Source organism: Halorientalis salina (assembly GCF_005049285.1).
Taxonomy (GTDB): domain Archaea; phylum Halobacteriota; class Halobacteria; order Halobacteriales; family Haloarculaceae; genus Halorientalis; species Halorientalis salina.
The window spans coordinates 18,859-40,197 of record NZ_SOSC01000011.1 but is presented as its reverse complement, the minus strand read 5'-3'; the positions used below and the strand labels follow the sequence as shown (position 1 = coordinate 40,197).

The window sequence follows — 21,339 nt, the reverse complement described above, 5'->3', positions numbered from 1 at the left end:
GCGGCGATGGCGGTCGCGACCCTACTGCGCATTATATTTTTCGTTGATTTCGGGCCGTGTAACGTACATAAACAGCCGGCATGACACCGCTCAAGGTTTACCCGGGTATAGTCGGTTTCTAGAAACAGACATACGGCGGGACTAGCGGCTCCACGTTGGGAGTCCATCTCGGTGCCAGTCGAGATGGTGTGGGATCGTCGGCCCGTTCGTACGTTGGGGGAAGGAAGATGCAAATCAAGGAACTCATCACGGACGATTCAGCGGTGTCGCCGGTCATCGGCGTCATCCTCATGGTCGCGATCACGGTGTTGCTCGCGGCGACGGCCGCGTCGTTTTTCCTGGGGCTGGCGGGCGACAACTCCAGTACACCGCAGGTGGCGATCAACTTCGAGTACAGTAGCGACGACAACCACAACGACGACCGCCTGAAGATCGCGCACTCGGGCGGTGACACGGTCGAGGCGGACAACGTCGCGATTACGGTAAGCGACGTGACGACGCCGTCGTCCGCTGCCGGCGTCATCACCACGCGCCTCGAGTGGCCGAAACTGACACCGTCGTCGCCGGACCGACTCTCAGCCGGGATGTCGGTGAACGTCAGCAAACACTCGCTCGAACACTCCGGGCAGTACTCGGGGCTCAAGGGCGAGAAGTTCTCGATGAAACACGCGTCGGCGGAAGTCGTCTGGGAGGACCCGGACAACAGCAAGTCGTTCACGCTCGCGGAGTGGACGTCGCCGACCGCCTGAGAACGGCGGCGAAGCGGTTCTCCGGTCCGATCAGTTGGCGCACTGAACGCGGTCGGTTCACCGACCCGTCAGGGCCGGGTCTCGCCGATCTGCCGGATCGTTTCCGCGAGTACTGACACGCCAATGGGGAGCGACGCCTCGTCCACGTCGAACGTCGCCGTGTGGTGGCCGCCGGGGTGGTCCGTCCCGACACAGACGTAGGCCGCCTTTCCACCCTGATTCTGGACGTGGCGCATGAGATACGTCGCGTCCTCGCTGCCGCCCAGGTCGTCGTGGCGCAGCACCGAGTCGACGCCACCGGTCCGTCCGGCCACCGCCTCGACCACGTCGACGAGTTCGGCGTCGTTGGTCGCGCTCGGGGCCTCGCCCTTCGTCTCGACTTCCACCGTACAGTCGTGCATTTCGGCCGCGTTGGTGAGGACGCGGTCGGCCTTCTCGCGCATGTACTCCATCAATTCGGTCGTCTCGCCCCGGACTTCGCCCTCGATGTACGCCTGCTCGGGGATGATGTTGGCGGCGGTGCCACCGCCAACGTCGCCGGCGTTGACGCGGGTCGCGCCCGCCTCGTTCCGGGGGATGGCGTAGAGGTTCCCGACGGCAGTCGCCATCGCCTGGACCGCGTTGCGACCCTGTGCCGGGTGGCCGCCGGCATGAGCGGGTTCGCCCTCGAACGCCGCGCGGAAGTGGTTCACGGCGAGGAAGTCCTCGACGCCGGCGACGACCTGGCCCGTCGGGTGGTCCAGTCCGATGTGGAGCGCCAGCAGGTAGTCCACGTCGTCGAGACGGCCGCTCTCGGCCATCGGCGCGGCCCCGCCGACGACCTCCTCGGCGGGCTGGAAGAGGACCTTCAGTCGGCCCGCGAATCCACGCTCTTTCAGCGCCTCGACGACGCCGAGGCCGATGGTCGCGTGGGCGTCGTGGCCGCAGGCGTGCATCGCGCCGTCGTGGACCGACCGGAACCCCTCGGCTGCCGGGTGGTGTGACGGGTCGTCGGACTCGGCCCTGGGGAGGCCGTCGATGTCGACTCGGAGCGCGATGGTCGGCCCGTCGTCGGGATTCTCGCCGTCCAAAACGGCGACGAGGCCGGTGTTGCCACCGGCCAGTCGGTCGAGCGTCGCCTCGTCCGCGCCGGCGTCCCGGGCCTGATCGAGCCAGGCGTCGAGGTCACTCTCGTCGGGAATCCCCATGCGGGCGTCGGTATCGAGCACTTCGGGACCGACGAAGACGTCGTCGACGCCGATGGCGTCGAGTTCCTCGCGGATGCGGGCGGTCGTCCAGAACTCGCGCCAGGCGGGTTCCGGTCGGCGGTGGAACTCGCGGCGCAGCGAAACGAGCCTGTCGGTGTCGGGAGTCATAGGAGAACGGAGCGAGCGCAGGAACGTAACGGTTCGCCCGGTCGGCGCTCATACGGACTGCTGTAGATCATTTCCGCATCGATCGCCCAATTGCGGGCGATCGTAGCGGTACACAGCTACAGCAAACCGTATCAGGTCGTCTGGCGCTGTTGTTCGACCTCGGCGGAGACGTGGACACCGTCAGGGAACTCGCGGCCGGCGACCGAGCGGGCGAACTCGTCGTGGCCGACGATCTCGATGGTTCGCTCGTAGACAGTGTAGTTCCAGGCGTCGAACTGGGCGTGTTCGCCGACCAGCGCCTTCAGCTGGGGGACGTGCATGTCTTCGGGCGGGTGCGGGTGTGGCCCTTTCAGTTCGACGCCCTTGCGAGCGGCGGCCTCCTTGATCTGGTCGACCACGTCGTCGAGGAGGTGGCGATCGCCGCTTGTGAGCGTGAGTGTGGTGACGAACGGCATCTATACCGGGGAAGAACACCGACGGGCAAAAAGCCATTCTTTGTCGCCGATCAACTCGGGATTCCCTCCGACATTCTCTTAAGTAACCCGCGAATAGATTGGCACAATGATAGAGGCCACGAGCGCGGGAGCCATCCTCTTTCGCGATACGCGTGGCCGACGCGAGTACCTGCTGCTCAAAAGTCGGCCTGGCGATTGGGAGTTTCCCAAGGGCGGCGTCGAGGGCGAGGAGGAACTCCAGCAGACGGCCATCCGCGAAGTGAAAGAGGAGGCCGGAATCGGTGATTTCCGGCTCATTGACGGCTTCCGTCGAGACTACGACTACGTGTTCGAGGCGAACGGCAACACGATCCACAAGACTGTCCACCTGTTCATCGCCAAGTCCTTCGAGGCGAGTGCGGAACTCTCGAAGGAACACCGCGACATGCAGTGGCGCGACTACGAACAGGCGATCAACACCGTCACGCAGGACGGTCCCCGCGAGATCTTGGAGGAGGCCCACGAGTTCCTCAACGAGCAAACGGAGTTCTAAGGGTCGGCCACGGGGACGCCACCTGCCGCCGTGAGCGACTGCGCCGACAATCATTACACCCAGGGGGTCCCAGACTGAGGCGTGGCGTCGAACCTCCCTGCACCGAGCGAGTTCATCTTCGAGTTGCGGGTCTGCCAGTGGGCCGAGCGTGCGTGGCCGCCGGTGGGCTCGCTCGGCGGCGACACCGTCGCCTTCGTCGCCCGCCAACTCGGCGTCAAGCGCCGGCGCTGGGACACCATCGTCGTCGAGGCCGACCGCGAAGCGCTCGAACGACGCGCCCGGTTCGGCGAGGGGGCACTCGATTCGGACCTCCTTCCGGTCGTCCGCAACGCGCCGCCCGACTGGGCGTGGTACCGCGACGCGCTGCCCGAACCCGACTACCCCTGGCGGTACGTTCGGGAAGCCGTCCACCGGGCCGGTGACCGGGGCGTCGTCGAGACGCGGCGCGGGCCGAACGGCCGCATCGAACTCCGTCGACGGTGGGCCTATCCAGACTGGATCGAGCGGATCGTCGCCGTCGAGAACAAGCCGGACCTGGACGCCAGTGCCGCGCGAAACCTCGCACCGCAACTCGAACGCGACGTGGCGCTCGGCCTCGCCGACGAGGTGTGGGTCGCCACCTCGGCTACGGAATCGACCGTCGAGCCGGCGCTCCTGGAGGACCTCCCGGTCGAAGCGGGCATCCTCGCCGTCGACACCGAGCGCGGATCGGTCGACGTCGCCTGGAACCCGCGAACGCTGGCCCCCGACGCGCCCGGAACACGAATCACGGACCGTCCGTCCGGCGGCGACCACGACGCCTCCGCGGCCCGCTTCGAGTACGCCGACCCCGAGTGGAAGGCCGACAAACGTCTCGAAATCGCCGAACGAGCCTACGAGCGGGGCTGGCGCTCCTACGCCGACACGATGCGGCCGGACTGCCGGCACTTCGACCTATGCGTCAGCGACGGCGACGTGTTGCCCTGGTGTGGGGCCAAGTCCTGCCACCCGACAGCGGGTGAGTGTTCGGGCAACTGCTCGTCGTGGGAGCCCGAACCGCCGGCCTGGCGACAGCGCGGCTGGCCGATCGAGGGCGGACCGGGAAAAGCAATCAAGCGGTTGCTCGACCAGCAGCGCAGACGCGAGCGGCCGGAACTGGCGGAAGACGGTTAGTCCAGGTTTTCGACGGCGAGGTCCTCGCGATCAACGGCGAGTCGGAACGTCGGGACGGTCCGTTTGACGCGTTCACAGAGGCCCTTATCGGAGAGGCTGCGGAGCGCGGACCGCACGTCGTCGACGTCGGGGTCGTCGCCGGTTTCCTGGAGCGCGTGTAACACCGAGACGACGCTCTGTGGTTCGTCATCGGGGCCGGCGATGACGTCGAGGATGGCCGCCTGTAGCGTCGGCAAGCGGACGATACGCTTGCCGTCTTCGGTCTCGTCTTCGGCCCCCACGAGGGCGTTTGCCTCCTCGGTCGCACAGATGAGGCTGTCCTCGTTGCGGTAGTAGTACTCCTTGAGTTCCGATTCGAGGTACTGGTGAACGTCGCTCCCGCTGTCGAGCCCCCAGCGGTCCTGGAGTTCGGCGTTCTTCGTCGGCTGGAGTGCGACGATCTCCTCGAGACGCTCGCGAGCCTCCTCCGAGAGGGTCATCGGGTGGCGGTACGACGAGCACGTATTTCGGTGTTCTGAATCGACCATGTCGTGACAGATCCCCGCGCGCCCGGCCGCCGTCGGCCTGGCATCACGCCGCCGACACGCGGGCCAGCGTTTATACTGGTCAGCGAGGCGAATACCCCGACCCACCGTGGTCGGGGATGAAGCCGATACTCGGTGACGCAAACCATTAAGAAAACACGCGGAGAATCGGGAGACAGCGATGGAGTACAGTCACCGCTACCGCGCCTACCCGAGCGACGAGGTAGCGGAAGGACTCGAACACCATCTGAACGTTCATCGTCAACTCTACAATCACGTCCGCTGGGACTACGAGAACAGTCCAGAGGACGACAAGCCGGGCGAGTACGACCAGAACAACGAACTCCCTGAGTGGAAACGTAAGTGGCCGGTGTTCGGTGACCTGCACTCGAAGGCCGCACAAGCCACCGTCGCCCGCTTCCACCGCAATCTTTCTCATCTTCGCAAGAAGAAAGAGAAGGGATACACCGTTGGTCGTCTCAAACGGCAATCACCCGCCGAGTATCGAAGTGTGACGTACAACCAGAGTGGTTTCGACCTCGATGAAAAGAGGGGCCACGACAAGTACGCGTACGTCCGCTTCAGCAAGATCGGTTGGGTGAAAATCCGGTACTCTCGCCCTATTCCCGATCAAGCCACGATCAAGGAGGTCACGTTCAAGAAGGAGCGAACCGGTGAATGGTTCGTCTCGTTCGGCCTAGAAACCGACGACGAACACATCCCAGAGAAACCCGACGTGGACTCGTTGGACGCGAGAAACAGCGTTGGAATCGACCTCGGCATCCTCAATTACATCCACACGTCTGATGGGAAGACTGTGGAGTGGCTTGACCTCGAAGACGACTCCGAGCGTCTTCGCTGCGAACAACGGAAGTTGTCGCGGAAGGTGAAGGTGTCGGACAACTATGAGAAGCAACGCCGAGAGGTGGCGAAGGTCAAGCGCCACATCAAGCGGAAAGTACTGGACTACCAGCACAAGATCACGACGTGGCTGGTCACGGAATACGACGCCGTGTTCGTCGAGGACCTGGATGTTGCAGGGATGCTTCAGGGTGACGGGAACGCCCGGAACAAGCAGGATGCGGCGTGGCGACAGTTCATCACGCTCCTCGAATACAAGGGTGACCTGTACGGAACGCACGTCAAGCAGGTCGAACCCCGAGGAACGACGAAGGAGTGCGCTCGGTGTGGCGTGGAGACACCGAAACCCATCTGGGTTCGTGAACACTCCTGCCCAAGTTGTGGATTCGAGACGGATCGGGACGCGAACGCGGCGATGAACGTCCTGCAACGCGGTTTTGAGAAACTAGGGCTGGGATGGCCCGAAGACACGCCTGTGGAGACCGTGACCGCTACGGACACCGCTGATTTCCAGCGGGTGTCTGCAAGCCACGTCTTAGAAACAGGAAGCCTGCCCTCGTGAGAGCGGGATTCCCCGCGCCACCGTGCGCGGGGTAACATTCAATCCGTCGCTGGCCGGAGTAGGTGTATGGACTGGGACACAGTCTCCTTCGATCACGATGCGGGTATCACGACTATTACCGTCGACCGTCCCGACCGGTTGAACGCCCTGAACCGGCCGACATTGCGGGCACTGGACGAGGCGATCGACGAGGCCGCCGAGCGCGACACGCGCGCCCTCGTCGTCACGGGCGCGGGCGACGACGCGTTCGTCGCCGGTGCCGACATCGAACAGATGCGGGACCTCTCCGTCGAGGAGGCCCAGGCCTACGCGCGACTCGGCCACGACGTGATGAACCGGATCGAGACGTTCCCCGCGCCGGTCATCGCTGCGGTCAACGGGTACGCCTTCGGTGGCGGCTGTGAACTCGCGCTGGCGGCGGACCTCCGAATCGCGAGCGAACGGGCCGTTCTGGGCCAGACCGAGATCGACCTGGGGATCATTCCCGGATGGGGCGGAACGCAGCGGCTCGTCCGTCTCGTCGGCGACGAACTCGCGCGTCGGCTCATCTTCTTCGGCGAGCGGGTCGACGCCCAGGACGCCGACCAGTACGGGCTCGTCGGCGACGTGGTCGCACACGACCAACTCGACGAGTTCGTCCAGGGGATGGCCGAGGATCTCGCCGAGAAACCGGCGTTCGCCCTCCAGGCGGCCAAGGAAGCGATCAACCAGAGCCACCGGATGGACCTAGAAGACGGGCTCCAGTACGAACAGCGAGCCTGGAGCGGCCTCTTCGGCACGGCCGACCAGCGGGAGGGGATGACGGCGTTCGTCGAGGACCGCGACCCCGAGTTCGAGTGAGGACCCTCGGCCGAGATTTCGGTATCGCGTTTGATACTCGGGGCCGATCGGGTCGCTATTTTAATTCTGTTAGGTACCTCTGACTTACGCGTACTTCCCGACGTTTCTGGTATGAGTGATCGAACGGTACTCTGTGTCGACGCGGCGGACGACATCGAATCGGTGTCGTCGGCGATCGACGCTGAAGACGGATTGACGGCGATCGAGGCGACGAGTGTCGAGGACGCGACCGACCGACTGGAATCCGGGTCGGTCGACTGCGTGGTCACGGAGTACGACCTCCCGGACGGGACCGGGTTGGATATCGTGGAGACGCTCAGAGAGACGAACCCGCAGACCCCGTGTGTCCTGTTTACCGACGTGAAGCCGGGCGAGATCGACACGGCGTCGTTCGAGGAGATGATCGTCGAGTATCTCAACCGCGATCTCCCCGACGCCGTCGACCGCCTCGGGTTCGTCGTCGACGACGTCATCACCCACAGCGCACAGGTCGGCTTCCTCGTGCCCGACTCCGAGCAGTCCCGCCTGGAGGCGCTCGGCGAGTACGACGTGGAAGAACTCCCGATCGAGGACAGTTTCTCGCGGCTCACGGACCTCATCGCGAGCCACTTCGACGCCGCGGTGGCGTTCATCGGTCTCATCGAGAAAGACGAGGAGGACTTTCTGGCGTGCACTGGTGCCGACTGGGACTCGCTCACCCGGGAGGACACCATCTGCACACACAGCATGCTGCAGGAGGACGTGATGGTCGTCGAGGACATCAACGAGGACAAGCGGTTCAGCTCCAACGAGACGTTACACAACCTCGGGATCGTTTCCTACGCCGGCGCGAACATGACGACCACCGACGGACAGGTCATCGGCCAGGTGTGTCTCATCGACCACGAACCGCGGCAATACTCGGAAGCCCAGCGACAGGACCTAGAGCAGTTCGCCGACACGGCCATGGAGATCCTGGAACTGCGCCAGAACCTACGAGCGGCCCGGACCACGGAGGTCGAGGCATGAGCCTCGCCAACTCCGAGCGTTTCGCTGTCGAAGCGCTTGACCTGGCTCCCATCGAGGGTGGGACGAGTATCCTGCTCACTGGCGACGACACGGACGCGCTCGAAGCGGTGTTCCACCGGTTGACAGCGCCCGCCGACGACGAGCGGAGCGTGCTCCTGACGACGGACACGAGCGGGACGGCCGTCAAGCGAGCCCTCTCCGGCGTCGCCCGGGGGGCTGACGACCGAGCGACCGTCCTCGCCTGCGAGGGCCCGGACCGCGGCGACGACGTCGAGACCGTCGACGACATCACCGATCTGACCGGACTCGGAATGGAGTTCTCGACGCTCGTCGCAGCGGCCACGCAGGACACCGAGAAGTTCCGCGCCGGCATCCTGCTGTGTTCGACCATCATGGGCGAGATCGAGGACACCCGCTCTGTCTACCGGTTCCTCAACTCGAACTTCCTGACGGAACTGCGGCGAAGCGGCGGCGTCGGTGTCTGTGCGGTCGATACGAGTTCGGACATCGGTGCCGACATGAACAGCACCATCGCCGGCCTGGAAACGTCGTTCAACGCTCGCATCCACGTCGAGAGCACCGGCCGCAACGAGGCGACCCTCGACGTTTCGGGACTCGACGGCGACGACGGGACCATCGACATCTCCTGGTAACGGGCCGAGCTACAGTTCTCGCAGCGTCTCGCCCACGTCGTCCCAGTGGCTCCCCTTCCAGAAACACTGCCCGCAGTCGACGCACCGCCAGACTGCCGTCTCTCCGGGATCGGGCGCGTAGCCCGGCGTCGGCTCCTCGCCGTCGACGCGTTCGACGATGCCGTTACACTGCCCGCAGCGGGCCGGCCGGTCGGACAACTCAAGACGAAAGCCAGCCTCACGGAGTTCTCGTAACTGTTCGGTGACGTCTCGGGCCGTCAGCAGCACGGAGTCGTTCGTCCGATTCGCCAGGCCCCTGTCGCGGGTCACCAGCGTTCGTCCCTCGGCACGGGCCATCGCCAGCAGGCGGTCGTCGGCCTCCTCCTCGCGATCCAGCGCGTAGACGGCGTCGAAGCCACACATCCGCAGGTACGTGGCGAGTTTCCCGAGCATCACGTCGAGCAACAGGCGGTCCCGCGCGCGAATCGGCTCATCCCCGCCGTCCAAGCAGTCCCCCATTACAACCCCAGGAACTCCCGCAGGCCGTCGGCGTCGCGCGTGTTTATCACGTCGTCGGCTTCGGCCCAGCCCCGCCGGGCGGTGTGGACACCGTAGCGCATGTACGACAGCGTTCCCGGCTGATGGGCGTCTGTGTCGATAGCGATGGACGCGCCCGCCTCGATGGCCGGTTTCACCGCCGCGCCGTCCAGATCCAGTCGACGCGGGTCGCTGTTTACCTCCAGTGCGACGCCGTGCTCGGCGGCGGCCGTGGCGACCCGCTCGATATCGATGTCCAGCCCGCTGCGCTGGTTCAACAGCCGACCCGTCGGGTGGCCCACGATATCGACCTCGGGGTGTTCGATGGCCGCTACGAGGCGGTCGGTGCCGTCGCCGTCGAGGCCGGCGTGCGGGGAGGCGACGACCACGTCGAGTTCAGCGAGCACGTCGTCGGCGACCGACACCGACCCGTCAGCGCCGATGTTGGCTTCGACGCCGGCGAACAGGTCCACCTCGACCTCGGCGTCGACGGCCCGGATTTCCTCGATCTGATCGGCCAACTCCGCGTCGGAGAGGCCGACGCCACCCACCATTCCGGGACCGGTCGCGTGGTCCGTGACGGCGAGGTAGTCGTGGCCGAACTCGGCCGCGCCCTCGGCCATCTCCCGGACGGTGTTTTTGCCGTCGGACCACTCGGTGTGCGTGTGGAGGTCGCCGCGGACCTCGTCCTCCTCGACGAGGTCTGGGAGGGCCCCCTCGGCGGCGGCGTCGATCTCCCCGCGGTTCTCGCGCAACTCCGGCGGCATCCAGGGCAGATCGAGCGTCTCGTACATTCCCGCCTCGGTTTCGCCCGCAACACGCTCGCCTGCACGCTGGCCGGAGTCGTCTTCGACACCGCTGACGTCGTCGTCGGACTGCGTCCGACTGCCTGAGGCGCTTCGCGCCTCTCTGAACATCCCGTACTCGTTCATCTTCAGATCGCGCTCGATTGCGCGGTTCCGCAGGGAGACGTTGTGGTCCTTACTGCCGGTGAAATACTGGAGCGCGGCCCCGAACTCTTCGGGCACGACCACCCGGAGGTCGACCTGGAAGCCGTCGGCCCGCAGACTTGCCTTGCTCGTTCCGGCCTCGATGACGGTGTCCGCCGGGGGCCACTCCGTGAACCCCTCGACCACGGCCTCGGCGTCTTCGCTGCCGACGAGCACGTCCACGTCGCCGATGGTCGGTCGCCAGCGCCGGATCGACCCCGCGAGTTCGACGCGCTCGACGGCCGGCACGTCGGCCAGGTACTCGCGGACCCGATCGCCGTAGGGTCTGGCCTCCCCGAGCAGTTCCCGCTCGTGGGCCTGCCGGGCGAATTCGAGGTTGTCGAGGATGTTCTGCTCGGTCTTGGGACCGAATCCCTTGACCTCCTGGATCTCGCCGGCTCTGGCCGCCGTCTCCAGGTCTTCGAGGTTCGTCACCCCGAGTTCATCGTACAGCGTCCCGACGGTCTTGGGGCCGACGCCCTCCACGCTGGTCAGCGCCCGCATGTCGACGGGGAGTTCCGCCCGGAGTTCCGCTAGCTCCTCGATCTCACCGGTTTCGACGTACTCGACGACCTTCGAGGCGATGGCGTCGCCGACGCCCTCGATGGTCTGGACGGCGTCTTCGCCGTCGGTCGCGAGGGCTTCGACGTCGCCGGGATGGCCGCGGATGTTCTCGGCGGCCCGACGGTACGCCCGCGGTTTGTACTCGACGTCCTGGGCTTCCAGGAGGTCGGCGAACGCCTCCAAGCGGGTGGCGATCTCCTCGTTGCGGCTCATGCGATGCCTCCGTGCGGTCGCTGCGGCGTTGGCAGTGCTGTCATCGGTCTGTGGTTACCGGCCCCGGCCCGCGCCGACGCCCTTCTCGTCGTCTTCGTGGCCAAGCGCCTTCTTCAGGAACTTCATCCAGCGCTTGCGATCGGCGGTCCGCTGGGTCTGCTGTTCGCGTTCCAGATCGGTCGGGCCGAGGTTCTCCAGGGCGTTGAGCGCGCGGTCGATGCCGATGATCGCCGTCGCGAGTTCCTCGCCGGTCTCGAAGGAGACCTCGCCGTCCTCGATGCGCTCGCGGCGCTGCAGTCGCTCCCGACGGAGGTTCTTTTTGGCGCGTTCGACGCGCTCGCGCTCGCCGGCTGGCACCGTGTCGCGTCGCTTGATCTCGAAGACGAACTCCCGGAGGTCGATCTCCTCGCCCTGCACGTCGATGGCCTCGGGGATGTCCGCACCCACCGTCGCACCCTCCTTGTCGATGCGCTCGATGAGTTGTTTGCGCTCGTACTCTTTCACATCTCACTGTGAGCGTCCCAGGAGCAAAATTCCCTCGCCGTACCTTTTTACTCGTCGGGTTCGCCTCTGGCGAACCACTCCTCGCAAAAAGCTACGCTAAAAAGGCCGCCTCCGCGGGCTTCGCCCGCTCCGGCGGTGAACCGCTCACTTCGTTCGCGGATGCTTGCGTGCTCACTCTACAGCCTACATGGCCCACACTTTTCTAACAGAAATATTGAAAGATCGTTCGGGGTCTGCTGCATAGAATGCGCATATGCAGCACGTCACAAACCGAGAATCGGGGTCATCTGAATCGATCAGTACAGGGAGTGTAGTTACCGAGCAGTACAGGAAGTATAGCCCGGATGTGGGCCACGGTTTCGATTTGGCATAGACTTTTACTGCCGAAACACCTACTTAGATATGATGTCCGACCAGTCCTCCAACAGCGAGTCACTCAAATCACGCCTTCTGTTCTTCATCGCTGGAATAATCGTCGTAGCTCTACTGTCTACATTGGATATTGGAGGAATATGGGTTATCCTCGCCGGTATCCTCGCCTTCATCCTCTTTGGTGAGGTTTACCTGTCTCTTACAGGCAATCGGTCATCCAGTCAATAAGCACACGCAGTGAGCAGCCGATTCATTCGAGAGAACGTGGAATGAAGGTGAGCGGCCGTGCTGACTTGATGCTCTATATCTCGCACGCACTTCTTGACAAAACCTGAGTAGATTGAGTATACCTTACCAACGTGATCTATCTCTGCTGACCACCAGCATCCGCGCGAACGAAGTGAGCGCGGTTCACTGAACGCGAGCGAAGCGAGCGTTCAGCCTTTTTCACCCATGTTTTTCGAGGAGCGGTTCGCGACCATCGGGAGCGAACCCGACGAAGAAAAAGATGGTGGGGAAAACATATCCGGGGTGACCCCCAATCCCTCGCCAATGGCGAAGTGTGACGAGTGCGGCAAAAACGAAAACATGCCGTACCAGTGTCGACACTGCGGTGGGACGTTCTGTGGGGACCACCGACTCCCGGAGAACCACAGCTGTCCGGGGCTGGACAACTGGAACGATCCGAAGGCAGTCTTCGACAGCGGCTTCGACGACTCGGTGAGTGGGGCCAACCGAACGAACAGCCGGTCGCGGGGCGAGCGGATCGCGGCGAAACTCGGCCTCGATACCGGCCCGGGGAGTTTCCTCGGCTACTTCCGGGGGAACATGACCTATCTGTTCCTGGGGTTGATGTGGGTCACGTTCCTGCTTCAGCACATCGTCCTTCTGACGGCCGGCTCTCCCGCTCACAGGGCGATTTTCGTGATCAGTCCGCAGAACCCGCTGTACGTCTGGACGTGGGTGACGTCGATTTTCTCACACGCCCCGTTCGGCCTCTTCCACATCGCCGGCAACAGCATCGTGATCTACTTCTTCGGCCGGATCGTCGAGCAGTACATCGGGTCGCGGGACTTCGCGCTGCTCTTTCTCGGGAGCGGCGTCCTCGCCGGACTCGGTCAGATCGCGATCCAGGCCTACCAGGCCAATCCCGCCGGCGCGCTCGGTGCCAGCGGTGCGGCGCTGGCCATCATGGGCGTCCTGACGGTCCTGAACCCCAGTCTCAAGGTGTACCTCTACTTCATCCTCCCCGTTCCGCTGTGGGTCATCACCATCGGCTACGCGGGCCTGACTGCCTTTGGCATCATCGGCGGCATCGGCGGCGGTATCGCCCACGTTGCCCACGGCGTCGGACTCGTCATCGGCCTGCTGTACGGCCGGCGCGTCAAAGACAGGCTCCGTGCGCCCTCCGAACTCCAACTGGGCGGCGGCATGCGCCGCGGTCCCGGCGGCCCCGGTGGTCCGGGTGGCCCGGGCGGGCGCGGCCCCTTCTGACCGATGGAGCCGGTCCATCCCGAGTTCGTCCCCGACGCCTCGCTCTCCCGTGCGGAGATGGAAACCCTCCAGCGTGACATCGCCGAGCAGGCGGTGTTCGCGGACGACCTGCCGTTCGACCCCGACACTGTCTGCCGACACCGAGAGTCCGGTCAGCAGCAACTCGACGAAACCGGGGGCGGCGACGGTGGCAACCCGGGCGAGGCCCCGATCGTCCTCGGCGTCGATCAGGCGTTCCTCGACGACGAGCGTGCGGTGAGCGCCCTTGTCGCCATGCGAAACGGCGAGGTGATCGAGCGCGTCCACGCCGTCGCACCGACGGAGATTCCCTACATTCCCGGCCTGCTCTCCTTCCGGGAGGGCGGTGCGATCCTGGCCGGATTCAGGGAACTCTCCGTCGAGCCAGATATCGCCTTCTTCGACGGGAGCGGCCGCATCCACTTCCGTGAGGCGGGTATCGCTACGCACATCGGGGTCATGCTGGACCTGCCCAGCATCGGCGTGGCGAAGAGCCTGCTCTGTGGCACACCGCGCTCGTCGACCGAGGGACTGGCCGAAGGCGAACGCGTGCCCATCGAAGCCGACGCGGACGTGACGGCGCCCGACGGGACTGTCATCGGCCACGCGGTCCAGAGCCGGCAGTACGACTCGCCGAACCGCCACATCAACCCTCTTATCGTGAGTCCCGGCCACCGAGTCAGCGCAGAGACGGCGGCCGACCTCGTGCTGGCCTGTTCGGCCGGCTACAAGCTCCCGGAGCCGACGCGGCTCGCTGACCAGTACGCCGACGAGGCGAAGAAAACCGTCGGTACTTAATTTCTCGCAATCAACTGGTTAGATATGAGAGACAAGACGGTGCTGATCACGGGATCGTCCTCGGGGATCGGACGCGCGACGGCCGAGGCGTTCCTCGACGCCGACTGGACGGTGTACGCGACGGCGCGCGACACTGACGACATCGCTGATCTGGCCGAAGCAGGCGCGAAGACCCAGGAACTCGACGTGACCGACGAGGACGAAATCGAAGCGGCCGTCGACCGCGTCATCGAGGACGACGACCGCCTCGACTGTCTCGTCAACAACGCGGGCTACGGCCAGTTCGGGGCCGTCGAGGACGTGCCCGTCGAGGAACTGCACGCCCAGTTCGACGTGAACGTCTACGGCCCACATCGGCTGGCTCGGGCCGCACTGCCCCACATGCGCGAGCAGGGCGAGGGAACCATCGTCAACATCTCCAGCGTCGCCGGTCGCATTTCGACGCCGGGGATGGGCGTTTACTCCGGTTCGAAGTTCGCGCTTGAGGGCATCAGCGACGCGCTCCGTTCGGAGGTCGAATCCCACGGCGTCGACGTGGTGCTCGTCGAGCCAGGACCGGTGTCGACGAACTTCGAGGACCGCGCGAACGAGCAACTCGACGAGGCCCCCGAGCGCTCGGGGGCGTACGACGCCCTCTACGAGTTCTACGAGGAACAGCAGACCGTCGGTGGTGCGTCGGCGCTGGCCGTCGAACCCGAACGGGTCGCGGACGTGATCGTCGAAGCGGCCTGCTCGCCGAATCCGGACCCGCGGTACCCGGTCGGGACCTTCGCACGGATCGCGCTGCTCTCGCGGTTCGCACCCGATCGCATCCGCGACGCGGTTTTCCGGCTGGCGAACAGACTCGTCTGAATGGTCCGCGATCGCGACGTGCTCGCCCCCACGCCGGCCCACGAACTCGCGCTTGACTGCATCGACGCCGGTATCGCTGCCGCACAGCCCGAGCGCGTGGTTCGCGAGCGGGTCACAGTCGACGAGGGCACGCTCCGAATCGACGACGCTGCTTATGAGCTCGACGAGTACGCGGAGGTCGTGCTCGTCGGCGGCGGGAAAGCCGCCGCGGGGGTCGCTGCCGCGCTGGTGGACGTGCTCGACGACCGGCTCACCGGCGGTGTCGTGGTCACGAACGACCCGGTCGCGACCGACCGCGTCCAGGTCATCGAGGCCAGCCACCCGGTACCGGACGAGCGGGGCGTCGAGGGAGCCAGTCGGGTCCGCAAGCGGGTCGCGGCGGCGGACGCGGACACCCTGTTGCTCGCGGTCTTCACGGGCGGTGGGAGTGCGCTCCTGTCCGCCCCCGCCGGGGGCCTCTCGCTTTCGGACCTCCAGTCGGTCACGGACGAACTGCTCGAAAGCGGCGCATCAATCGAGTCGACCAACGCCGTCCGCAAGCACTGCTCGGCGCTCAAGGGCGGCCGACTCGCCCGGGCGGCCGCGCCCGCCCAGGTCGTCATGCTGCTGTTCTCGGACGTCGTGGGCGACGATACGGCGGTCATCGCCAGCGGCCCGACCGCGCCGGATCCGACGACCTTCGCCGACGCCCTGGCCGTACTGGACGAGTACGGGGTAGACGCTCCCGACGCCGTCCGAGAGCACCTGGAACGCGGGGCCGCTGGCGACGAGGCCGAGACGCCGACGGCCGACGACGCTGTCTTCGACCGCGTCGACACGCACGTCCTCGCGACCGGCTGGACGGCTATCGAAGCGGCCCGGGAGACAGCCAGCGACGCTGGCTACGAGACGATGGTTCTCTCCTCGCATATCGAGGGAGAGGCCCGCGAGGTCGGGACGATTCACGCCGCCATCGCCACCGAGGTGATCGAGACCGGGAACCCGATTGAACCGCCGGCAGTGGTCTTCTCGGGCGGCGAAACGACCGTGACCGTCGAGGGAGCGGGCCGCGGAGGACCGAACTCCGAGGTCGCGCTGAGCGCGGCCCGAGACCTCCCGAACGGTGCAGTGCTGGCGAGCGTCGACACCGACGGCGAGGACGGTCGAAGCGGTGCGGCGGGCGGACTCGTCGATGGCGACACCGTCACCGACGTCAAAACGGCGACTGCGGCCCTGGCGGCCAACGACGCCGCGACCTACCTCGACGGGCGTGACTGTCTCGTCCGCACCGGGCGAACGGGAACGAACGTCAACGACCTCCGTGTCCTCGTCGTCCCGACCGACCGGTGACCGCCTGGGCCATGGGTCACCGCTCCGACTGTGAGGTGAACGTCGCTCTCGCGAGCCGCTATTGTATAATTCACACAATACAGACGCCGAACGTGCCGTGGTGGGTGACGACAGAATCGATGTGGACGATGCGATGGGACGATCGAGACAAACGGCGGGATGCATCGTAATACCCATATGAGGCTGCGGTGAACCATCAGTCGACATGACAACGGAGACGGTCCCGACCGAGAGCGGTTTCAAGAAGAAACACTACACGGCCCGCTCGCTGCTGGCTGGTGTTGGCCGGTTCGTACACAACGTCCCACGACTGGTGCGCGCAAAGCGGGCCGACAGGGTCAGCGACCGGTTCGCGGAGAAGATCATGCTGGCCGTCACGGCGGTCAACGAGTGTCAGTACTGCACCCGGTATCACACCGAGTTGGCGCGCGAGACCGGCGTGGACCTGGACACCATCGACCACCTCCTCGAAAGCGACATCGAGGGGGCCGTCGACGAAGGAGAACGGCAGGCGTTGCTGTTCGCCCAGGCCTACGCCGAAGCCAACGAGAATCCGGGCCCCGAAACCGTCGCGAAACTGCGTGAGGCGTACGGCCCGGCGAAAGCCGCGGACGTCCAGGCGTTCGTCCGCGCCATCTACTTCGGGAACCTGGCCGGCAACACGTACGACGCCGTCAGGTACGCCGCGAGACAGCACACCCGCCGGGCTCGGCACTGTCTCCGCGACGCGGTAGCGACCGTCCGTGACGTCGTCGAGCGCGTCCGCGACCGCTGTCCCATCTGACGAACCCAGGTAGTCGCGGCAAGGACGCGACTTTGCGGGAACACCACTGACAGTTTTGGGCCGCGAACCACGAAGGGACCTATGGACTTTGACCTCTCGACGGCCCTCCTCGTGCTCCACGTGTTCGTCGGGACGCTGTTCATCGGGCTCGGCGTCCAGAACTTCACGGCGGGGCGGCCGCTCGGCCTCGCATTGCAGGGACTGATGGGACTGCTCATCATCGCGGTGGGCGTGGGCGCGTCGCGGGTCGTCGGGGACTCCGAGGACTGACTACTCGAGACAGGCCGCGACGATCCGCAGGAGTTTCTCGCCGCGGACCTCGTCGGCAAAGAGCGGGACCCGTTTCACGTCGTGGCCCCGGAAGAGGTCTTGAGCTTCGCTCAACGCCCCCTGTTGGACCTCCCACCGCCGCTGGCAGAACTCACAATCGTCCAAATCGGGCATCACGAACCAGTCGGCTTCGACGTCGGCCACGTCGGCCAGGTCCTGCATCACGCGGTTGACCACGACTGTCCCGACCGGAATCCCGAACCCCTCCAGCCGGTCGAGCAACCGCTGGGACTCCCAGACTGACAGCTCCTCGGGGACCATCACGATGCGGAAGTCGGTTCTGGCGGGGTCGCGGAGGACGGCGCGCAGTCGCTCGATGCGCTCGCGCATCACGTCCAGGTCCTCCAGGTCGGGTTCCTCCTGCTGGTCGTCGTCGCCGCCGAACATCCCGCCGAGACCCTCGAACATCCCGCTGAGTCGCTGGCGGAGCGTCAGGATGCGGCCGAGCATCGAGTCCATCAGCTCGGGCAGTTCGAGCAGGCGGAGGGTGTGGCCCGTCGGCGCGGTGTCGATGATTACCCGGTCGAAGCGCTCGTCGTCCATGTACTGCAGCAGCATTCGCATCGCGGCGGCCTCGTCCATTCCCGGCATCGGTCCGGACAGCGGATCGGCGTCTTCGCCGCCGAGGGGCCCGCCTTCGCCGGCCATCGGTCCCTGCCCGCCGCCCAGAAGTTGGCCCAGACCGCCCATCCCGCCGAAGCCCCCCTCGGAGTCGAAGGGACCCTCGCCGACGGCGGCGTCGGGATCGATCTCGGCTGCGTAAAGGGGAATCTCCTCGCGAATCCGGGCGGGTTCGGCGGGGATGTCGGTTTCGAGCGTGTCCGACAGCGAGTGGGCGGGGTCGGTCGAGACGACCAGGGTCGCCGTGTCGTCGCGCGCGCTCGCGAGCGCGGTGGCGGCCGCCATCGTCGTCTTGCCGACGCCCCCTTTCCCGCCGTAGAGCACGTACTCGGCTGCGTCGACGCCCTCGGGGACGGCCTCGTCCTCGACGGCCTCGACGGCCTCGACCTCGATATCCATGTCTGTGGGTTCGTCGGGGGACTTGTGTACTCGTCGGTCTGGACGCGAACGGCAGAAATCGATTACCGGAGTTACGACCGCGAGGAGCGCGCCTCGCGGACGTCGTTTCCGTCCCGTATCTTGTCTTCGCAGTTGGGACACACACGTGGACCGTCGTGCACCTCGGGTGTGAACACCCGCACGTACGCCTCAGTCACAAAGGAACCGCAGTTCTGGCACTCTGGCATTCAGTTGAAACCCTGGAATCACCGGACATATGCTTTCTGAATTGTCCCTCAGACTGTTGGGTCACGACCCTGCCAGAACGAATCGAACTGCGAGGAGAGGAACTCCGGCGTCATCCGCGTGAACTCGGCCCGTTCGGCCGGCGAGAGGTACTCGTGGACCGAGTGGACCGCGTCTGGCGCGTACCGGCCGCCGACCAGTAACCTGACGCCGACCTCCTCGGTGCCGCGAATGACGCGTCCGATGGCCTGCCGGGCGCGCCGCACTGCCGGCACCGTCAGCGCGTACTCGAAGGCCACGTCCTCGCCGAAGGCCCGTCCGTACGCCTCCCGGACCGCCCTGACCTGGGGCGACCCGATGTTGACCAGGGGAATCCCGACGACCGCGCAGGTGTGGAGTTTGTCGCCGTCGTAGTCGACGCCCTCGGTGAGTGTCCCGCGCGTGCTCGTGACCAACACTTTGCCCCCGCCGGCGACGAACTCGCCTTTCAACTGTTCGGTCGCCTCGTTGCTGGAACTCTCGTCGACGAGTACCGGTTTCTCGACCACATCCCGGAGGTAGCTGCCGGCCCAGGCCGCTTCCCGGTAGCTCGGCATGGTAATCATGACGTTGCCGGGACTGCGCGCGACGGTCCGGAGGACCTGCTCGTACTCGTCTCGGACCGAATTGCCGTGGTCCCGAATCGGCTCACCCCGGTTGCGGGCTGTGTAAGGCGTCGCGTCGACCAGCCAGCTCGCCCTGTTTTCCTCCGGGAAGGAGAGCCCGTAGCTCCTGGTGGTGACCGGTCGCCCGGGATCGTCCTCGTCGGCCACGAGGCCACCGGTCCCGGTCGCTTCCAGGGCGTCCAGGCCCGACACCCTCGTGAACACGTCGATGGGTTCGAGCGTCGCGCTCATCAGCACGCCGCCGCCGAGTTCGTCGAAGATGGTCCGGAGCGCCTCGGCGGGCATGCAGTCGTAGAGGAGCAGTCCGGCGGTGTAGACCTCCTGCCAGGGGGTGGCCGTCGCGCTCTCCTCGGCCGGCGCGTGGTCGAGTTCGATCTCCCGGAAGTAGGTGACGTGGTCTTTCTCCCACCACTTCCCCATCGTCGCGCCGACGGCTGCGACCACGCACTGGCGGTCCTCGCCGATCTCCGAGAGCACCGTCTCGACGGCGGCCCCCACCGCCGACAGCGACCGCCAGAACTCCCCGGTGTACCCCTCCGATTCGCCCCACTCGGTCAACTCGTCGGCCTCCTCGCGCTCGGGGTCCCGCAGCGGTACCTCCAGGTCCTCCTCGGGCAGTGAATCGAGGTCGGCCTCCCAGCCCCGCCCGAACTCCTCGTTCAGGTACGATTCCACCCTGTCGGTGATCCACCGGTCGATGTCGTCGTAGAAGTCCGCGGCCCGTTCGACGGCGTCGAGCGGCACCTCGTGTGTCGCCAGCAGGTTCGAGATCTCCTGTTCGTGTTCCTGACTCTGTCTGGCCTGTTGAATCAGGTAATGGCAGTCGTTTCGCGCACGCACGAACGTGTGCTGCCCGACGCGGTCCGACAGCAGGTCCCGAACCCGCTCTTCGAGCCGGTGGGCCTCGTCGACGATGACGAAGGTGTCCTCGCCGAGGACATCAGAGATGAGCGGTCGGGATTTGGGGTCGAACAGGTGGTTGTAGTTGCCGACGACGACGTCTGCCTCCTCCAGGAGGACGCCCATCGCGCGGTGCGGGCAGGTCCCGCGCTCGACGGTGTCGGGGAGGAACTCCTCGCTGGTCAGGACGTGGTTCTCGCCGGCGGAGAAGTCGACGGGCGACCCCTTGTTGCGGGCGTACCAGTCGGCCTCGAACGGGCAGTACAGCGGCGGGTTGTCGCCGTCGTGGAGTTCCTCGGGTGCGGTCGGCTGTTCGCGCCGATAGGGCGATTCCGCGCCCGCGGTTTCGAGGTGGTCGTCCGCGACGGTGTTGAACTGTTCGGGGTCCCGGCGGGCCGCTCGCGCGAGGTCGCTGGCCCGTTGTGGGTCCCACCACTGTTCGTCCTCGTCGTCGCCACCGACCGCGGCATCGGCAGCGGCCGTCAGTCGGGTGTCGCCTTCGCCACCGTCGGCTTCGACGAGTCTGGCCGTGCCCTCCCGGAGGTCCTCACACCGGTCGTGGACGCTCGCGTCCCGCGGGAACACGTCCTCGCGCTCGTAGGGACAGAGGTCGCGTTTGCCCACCAGCGAGATCCCGGAGAACGGTTCGTCGAGGCCAGCGTTGATGGTTCGGAGGTCGTCGACGAACTGCTGGAGTTGCTGTTTGACGGGTGTGACGACGACCACGTTCTCGTAGTCGCCGTCGCGGACGAGCGAGGTGGCCGCAGTCAGGGCGGCCATCGTCTTGCCGGTCCCGCAGGGCCCTTCCATCGCGAGGTAGCCCTGTCGTTGTCCGGCGTCGATGGCCGCCTCGATGGCGTCGGGCTGGTTTTCGTACGGTTCGGAATAGCCGAAGTACTGCCGCCAGGCCGGCTCCTCGGCCGCGGCGCTCGCGGTGCTGTCCCCTGCTGCCGTCTGTCCGTCGGAGCCCTGGCGGTCAGTCATCTGGGTCTACTCGTACTGGACGGCTCCTCGGGTTTGAACCTCAGGATTCTCGCCGAACCGGAAGGGATTTGCAACCGACCGAACACGACAC

The 21,339-nt window shown here is 65.7% G+C and carries 22 protein-coding genes; 13 read left to right on the top strand and 9 right to left on the bottom strand.

The genetic code is table 11. The features are described 5' to 3' along the window. Positions 1-227 precede the first annotated feature (227 nt). Entirely contained in the window at positions 228-749 is a 522-nt protein-coding gene (locus E2481_RS15910) for a type IV pilin (RefSeq protein ID WP_136718155.1), read from the top strand. A gap of 68 nt (positions 750-817) precedes the next feature. Here E2481_RS15910 and E2481_RS15905 read toward each other — a convergent pair whose 3' ends face one another. Continuing rightward, positions 818-2,104: an amidohydrolase gene (locus E2481_RS15905; protein ID WP_136718154.1), complete on the bottom strand. Its 1,287-nt coding sequence runs from the start codon at positions 2,102-2,104 to the stop codon at positions 818-820. Positions 2,105-2,235: 131 nt separating this feature from the next. Next, positions 2,236-2,559: an uS10/mL48 family ribosomal protein gene (locus tag E2481_RS15900; protein ID WP_136718153.1), complete on the bottom strand. Its 324-nt coding sequence runs from the start codon at positions 2,557-2,559 to the stop codon at positions 2,236-2,238. A 106-nt stretch (positions 2,560-2,665) separates the two neighbouring features. Here E2481_RS15900 and E2481_RS15895 point away from each other — a divergent pair, with 106 nt between their 5' ends. Together E2481_RS15895 and E2481_RS15890 are read left to right on the top strand one after the other, a co-directional pair. Further along, entirely contained in the window at positions 2,666-3,091 is a 426-nt protein-coding gene (locus E2481_RS15895) for a bis(5'-nucleosyl)-tetraphosphatase (protein WP_136718152.1), read from the top strand. An 81-nt stretch (positions 3,092-3,172) separates the two neighbouring features. After that, entirely contained in the window at positions 3,173-4,243 is a 1,071-nt protein-coding gene (locus E2481_RS15890; RefSeq protein ID WP_136718151.1) for a DUF5787 family protein, read from the top strand. Here the strand turns inward: E2481_RS15890 and E2481_RS15885 are convergent. After that, complete coding sequence (locus E2481_RS15885; RefSeq protein ID WP_136718150.1) at positions 4,240-4,722, bottom strand: DUF5797 family protein; 483 nt, start codon at positions 4,720-4,722, stop codon at positions 4,240-4,242. The genes E2481_RS15890 and E2481_RS15885 overlap by 4 nt on opposite strands. Positions 4,723-4,948: 226 nt before the next feature. On the opposite strand from E2481_RS15885, the gene E2481_RS15880 reads away from it, so the two are divergent. The 4 genes from E2481_RS15880 to E2481_RS15865 all read left to right on the top strand — a co-directional run bounded on the left by E2481_RS15880 (position 4,949) and on the right by E2481_RS15865 (position 8,691). Further along, complete coding sequence (locus E2481_RS15880; RefSeq protein ID WP_136718149.1) at positions 4,949-6,190, top strand: RNA-guided endonuclease InsQ/TnpB family protein; 1,242 nt, start codon at positions 4,949-4,951, stop codon at positions 6,188-6,190. A 66-nt stretch (positions 6,191-6,256) separates the two neighbouring features. Continuing rightward, entirely contained in the window at positions 6,257-7,030 is a 774-nt protein-coding gene (locus tag E2481_RS15875; RefSeq protein WP_136718148.1) for an enoyl-CoA hydratase/isomerase family protein, read from the top strand. A 111-nt stretch (positions 7,031-7,141) separates the two neighbouring features. Then, positions 7,142-8,038: a GAF domain-containing protein gene (locus tag E2481_RS15870; RefSeq protein ID WP_136718147.1), complete on the top strand. Its 897-nt coding sequence runs from the start codon at positions 7,142-7,144 to the stop codon at positions 8,036-8,038. Beyond that, positions 8,035-8,691: a DUF7504 family protein gene (locus E2481_RS15865; protein WP_136718146.1), complete on the top strand. Its 657-nt coding sequence runs from the start codon at positions 8,035-8,037 to the stop codon at positions 8,689-8,691. The genes E2481_RS15870 and E2481_RS15865 overlap by 4 nt, the downstream gene beginning before the upstream one ends. A gap of 9 nt (positions 8,692-8,700) precedes the next feature. Here E2481_RS15865 and E2481_RS15860 read toward each other — a convergent pair whose 3' ends face one another. From E2481_RS15860 to E2481_RS15850, 3 genes are read right to left on the bottom strand one after another with little or no spacing between them, the layout of a single operon-like run. After that, on the bottom strand, positions 8,701-9,189 hold the full coding sequence (locus E2481_RS15860) for a Mut7-C RNAse domain-containing protein (protein ID WP_136718145.1): 489 nt from the start codon (positions 9,187-9,189) through the stop codon (positions 8,701-8,703). Then, positions 9,189-10,973, bottom strand: a complete 1,785-nt coding sequence (gene polX, locus E2481_RS15855) for a DNA polymerase/3'-5' exonuclease PolX (RefSeq protein WP_136718144.1) — start codon at positions 10,971-10,973, stop codon at positions 9,189-9,191. Before polX ends, E2481_RS15860 begins: the two co-directional genes overlap by 1 nt. Positions 10,974-11,027: 54 nt before the next feature. Beyond that, a complete protein-coding gene (locus E2481_RS15850) occupies positions 11,028-11,477 on the bottom strand; it encodes a DUF5788 family protein (protein WP_136718143.1) in 450 nt (149 codons plus the stop codon). 924 nt (positions 11,478-12,401) lie between these two features. Here E2481_RS15850 and E2481_RS15840 point away from each other — a divergent pair. From E2481_RS15840 to E2481_RS15815, 6 genes are all read left to right on the top strand, one after another. Then, complete coding sequence (locus tag E2481_RS15840) at positions 12,402-13,343, top strand: rhomboid family intramembrane serine protease (protein WP_136718141.1); 942 nt, start codon at positions 12,402-12,404, stop codon at positions 13,341-13,343. A 3-nt stretch (positions 13,344-13,346) separates the two neighbouring features. Then, a complete protein-coding gene (locus E2481_RS15835) occupies positions 13,347-14,159 on the top strand; it encodes an endonuclease V (RefSeq protein WP_136718140.1) in 813 nt (270 codons plus the stop codon). 24 nt (positions 14,160-14,183) lie between these two features. Next, positions 14,184-15,011: an SDR family oxidoreductase gene (locus E2481_RS15830; RefSeq protein ID WP_136718139.1), complete on the top strand. Its 828-nt coding sequence runs from the start codon at positions 14,184-14,186 to the stop codon at positions 15,009-15,011. Continuing rightward, positions 15,012-16,340, top strand: coding sequence for a glycerate kinase type-2 family protein (locus E2481_RS15825; RefSeq protein ID WP_136718138.1), 1,329 nt, complete (start codon positions 15,012-15,014; stop codon positions 16,338-16,340). Positions 16,341-16,545: 205 nt separating this feature from the next. Continuing rightward, on the top strand, positions 16,546-17,124 hold the full coding sequence (locus E2481_RS15820; protein WP_136718137.1) for a carboxymuconolactone decarboxylase family protein: 579 nt from the start codon (positions 16,546-16,548) through the stop codon (positions 17,122-17,124). Positions 17,125-17,205: 81 nt separating this feature from the next. Next, a complete protein-coding gene (locus tag E2481_RS15815; protein WP_136718136.1) occupies positions 17,206-17,394 on the top strand; it encodes a hypothetical protein in 189 nt (62 codons plus the stop codon). Here the strand turns inward: E2481_RS15815 and E2481_RS15810 are convergent, their stop codons facing one another. From E2481_RS15810 to E2481_RS15805, 3 genes are all read right to left on the bottom strand, one after another. Then, complete coding sequence (locus E2481_RS15810; RefSeq protein WP_136718135.1) at positions 17,395-18,474, bottom strand: ArsA family ATPase; 1,080 nt, start codon at positions 18,472-18,474, stop codon at positions 17,395-17,397. 71 nt (positions 18,475-18,545) lie between these two features. Further along, entirely contained in the window at positions 18,546-18,701 is a 156-nt protein-coding gene (locus tag E2481_RS19310; protein ID WP_443670011.1) for a DUF7563 family protein, read from the bottom strand. 48 nt (positions 18,702-18,749) lie between these two features. Continuing rightward, on the bottom strand, positions 18,750-21,248 hold the full coding sequence (locus tag E2481_RS15805; protein ID WP_136718134.1) for an ATP-dependent DNA helicase: 2,499 nt from the start codon (positions 21,246-21,248) through the stop codon (positions 18,750-18,752). Between the last annotated feature and the right edge of the window lie 91 nt (positions 21,249-21,339).

Coding starts and splice junctions, on each gene's coding strand:
- E2481_RS15910 (WP_136718155.1), top strand. CDS start 228: ATGCAAATCAAGGAACTCATCACGGACGATTCAGCGGTGTCGCCGGTC.
- E2481_RS15905 (WP_136718154.1), bottom strand. CDS start 2,104: ATGACTCCCGACACCGACAGGCTCGTTTCGCTGCGCCGCGAGTTCCAC.
- E2481_RS15900 (WP_136718153.1), bottom strand. CDS start 2,559: ATGCCGTTCGTCACCACACTCACGCTCACAAGCGGCGATCGCCACCTC.
- E2481_RS15895 (WP_136718152.1), top strand. CDS start 2,666: ATGATAGAGGCCACGAGCGCGGGAGCCATCCTCTTTCGCGATACGCGT.
- E2481_RS15885 (WP_136718150.1), bottom strand. CDS start 4,722: ATGACCCTCTCGGAGGAGGCTCGCGAGCGTCTCGAGGAGATCGTCGCA.
- E2481_RS15880 (WP_136718149.1), top strand. CDS start 4,949: ATGGAGTACAGTCACCGCTACCGCGCCTACCCGAGCGACGAGGTAGCG.
- E2481_RS15875 (WP_136718148.1), top strand. CDS start 6,257: ATGGACTGGGACACAGTCTCCTTCGATCACGATGCGGGTATCACGACT.
- E2481_RS15870 (WP_136718147.1), top strand. CDS start 7,142: ATGAGTGATCGAACGGTACTCTGTGTCGACGCGGCGGACGACATCGAA.
- E2481_RS15865 (WP_136718146.1), top strand. CDS start 8,035: ATGAGCCTCGCCAACTCCGAGCGTTTCGCTGTCGAAGCGCTTGACCTG.
- E2481_RS15860 (WP_136718145.1), bottom strand. CDS start 9,189: ATGGGGGACTGCTTGGACGGCGGGGATGAGCCGATTCGCGCGCGGGAC.
- polX (WP_136718144.1), bottom strand. CDS start 10,973: ATGAGCCGCAACGAGGAGATCGCCACCCGCTTGGAGGCGTTCGCCGAC.
- E2481_RS15840 (WP_136718141.1), top strand. CDS start 12,402: ATGGCGAAGTGTGACGAGTGCGGCAAAAACGAAAACATGCCGTACCAG.
- E2481_RS15835 (WP_136718140.1), top strand. CDS start 13,347: ATGGAGCCGGTCCATCCCGAGTTCGTCCCCGACGCCTCGCTCTCCCGT.
- E2481_RS15830 (WP_136718139.1), top strand. CDS start 14,184: ATGAGAGACAAGACGGTGCTGATCACGGGATCGTCCTCGGGGATCGGA.
- E2481_RS15825 (WP_136718138.1), top strand. CDS start 15,012: ATGGTCCGCGATCGCGACGTGCTCGCCCCCACGCCGGCCCACGAACTC.
- E2481_RS15820 (WP_136718137.1), top strand. CDS start 16,546: ATGACAACGGAGACGGTCCCGACCGAGAGCGGTTTCAAGAAGAAACAC.
- E2481_RS15815 (WP_136718136.1), top strand. CDS start 17,206: ATGGACTTTGACCTCTCGACGGCCCTCCTCGTGCTCCACGTGTTCGTC.
- E2481_RS15810 (WP_136718135.1), bottom strand. CDS start 18,474: ATGGATATCGAGGTCGAGGCCGTCGAGGCCGTCGAGGACGAGGCCGTC.
- E2481_RS19310 (WP_443670011.1), bottom strand. CDS start 18,701: ATGCCAGAGTGCCAGAACTGCGGTTCCTTTGTGACTGAGGCGTACGTG.
- E2481_RS15805 (WP_136718134.1), bottom strand. CDS start 21,248: ATGACTGACCGCCAGGGCTCCGACGGACAGACGGCAGCAGGGGACAGC.